Here is a 2052-nt window from a genome sequence, read left to right on the forward strand (position 1 = left end):
ATTTTCAATAATTCTGGCTCCATTTTTTCTCCCGATATAAATATACTTTTTTGGCTTTATAGCAAAAAGTATTCCTTAGTATCGGAATGGGCTACAAAATTATAAATTTTTTTGTAATTTTTATATACAAAATAAGTTTTAGTAGTGCTAATCCAACTTTTTCACATCTTTTTATATATCTATATATAAGTAGTTTGTCTATAACTTAACAAGTTAATTTACACACAAAGTATTCATATGTATTTCGATGAAGTATCAAATATTATTAAGTACATATTAATCTAATGATAATAAGCCAAATTAAAAATTTCATAGTTAAGATTTTTATTTGAAAAAGTCCTTGAAATATGAATATATTTCATTGTATATACTTTGAATGTTGTAAAAAATTTAGCAAAATTTTCAAAAAAATATTTATAAATCCCTTGACATTTACAACAAAAAAAGGCATAATATAGGAAGAATGAGAAAAAAAACTGAAAGGCTGAAAAATGAAAATGCTGCTTGACAACAAACAAGAGCTTACAAACATATTCAAAGAGCAGGACATCAACAACGCAACAGTGATCAACACTGCTGCAGACGCAATTAGTAGATACTTAAACGACAAAAACGACATTGAAATAATACTACAAAATATTAGTACGAAAGAAGCAAAAACAAAAGAAGATGTACTAAAGCAATATAACGAAATAGTACAGCTTGTAAAAAACGACACTGAAATTCAAAAACTTTTCAGCATTGATTTTCAGAAAAATCTTAAAAACTTGAGGCAAATTAATAGCTTAGATTTGCAAAAAGTGACTTATCAAGTAGAAGATAATGAAAAATTTGATGAGATTGTAGAAGCTTTGAAAAATCAAGAATCTGGAGCAATTCTTAGAGCTATTGAAGCAGACAAAGAGAATAAGCAAATAACTATGTATAGTAGCACTTATGGGCTTTGGAGTGCAGATAATCAACTCTTTTTTAAACAGATTGAAGCTTTAAGTAAACAGCAAAATAAAATCAGAGCTACATATACATTACGCAAAATAACTAATATCGAAGAGAAGCAAGATTTTAAAAAGTTAAATTATGCGATATTTGAAGATTTAAAAACGCTATTTGAAAACAATAAAATTGAAAAATTTTATAAAAGCATGCAACAGTTAGACAACAACTGGAAAGATGACAATATTAACTATTATATTGATGCTAAGTTTTTGAAAGAAGATCTAAGTAATGAAGATTTTAAAGAAATTGAGACGAAAAAAGAAGCGTTAAAGAATATAAAAGAGCAGACAACACACACAAATAAAAAGAGTGCTACAAAAGAAGAGCTAAAAGCAACAATAGCACAAAATGAGAAAGAGCTACATACAACTTATACTATTGACTTAAACAATGTTGAACAGCTTGATGAAATAAAAGCAGAAAAAGAAAATATCATTAAAAGTTATGAAGAGAGAATTTTAAGGGAGTTAGAAGAGCGACAGAAACGGGAATTTGAAGAGCTTAAACTTAAAATTGAAATGGCACAGCAAGAGAGAGAAAAGGCTAAAAAAACATATCTTAATAGCTTGAAAAATGGAAATACTATTATAGAAGCAGTCAAAAATTTGGAAGCTAACAAGTACAATGATGTAGTGGTTAATGAAGTTTTGGAAGATGTAAAAAGTGAAATACTTTTGAGCGTCAAAAAAGATGAGATAATAAATACTACTAAAAAAGAGCTTGAGACAACTACTAAAAAACTTAAAAGCACGACTAAAAAACTTGAAATTGCAGAGCAGGCAAGAGAAACTAATTACAAAAATTATTTATCTGAACTTGAAAAAAGAAAGAACACTGAAAATGTTTTAAGAAAGTCACTTGAGACAGCAGAAAAGCTAAAGAATACTATTATTGTTAAGAATAGCGAGATAGCAGATTTAAAAGAAGAGATACAAGAGCGTGATGCTGAAATTGAAAGCTTGAACATTAGTATTGAAGAGCTTGAAGCAGATAATAGCAAACTAAACAACAATATAGCAGAGCTAAACAATGTAATTGACACTAAAAATAATGAAA

Annotated in this window: 1 protein-coding gene; it reads left to right on the forward strand. The window is 27.7% G+C overall.

Translation table 11 applies throughout. The features are described from left to right. Nucleotides 1–491 precede the first annotated feature (491 nt). On the forward strand, nucleotides 492–2052 hold a 1561-nt coding region (locus BM227_RS12495; protein WP_143089754.1), incomplete at its 3' end, for a hypothetical protein.

Origin of the sequence: Hydrogenimonas thermophila (assembly GCF_900115615.1) — a bacterium.
In the GTDB taxonomy this organism is placed as follows: Bacteria; Campylobacterota; Campylobacteria; order Campylobacterales; family Hydrogenimonadaceae; genus Hydrogenimonas; species Hydrogenimonas thermophila.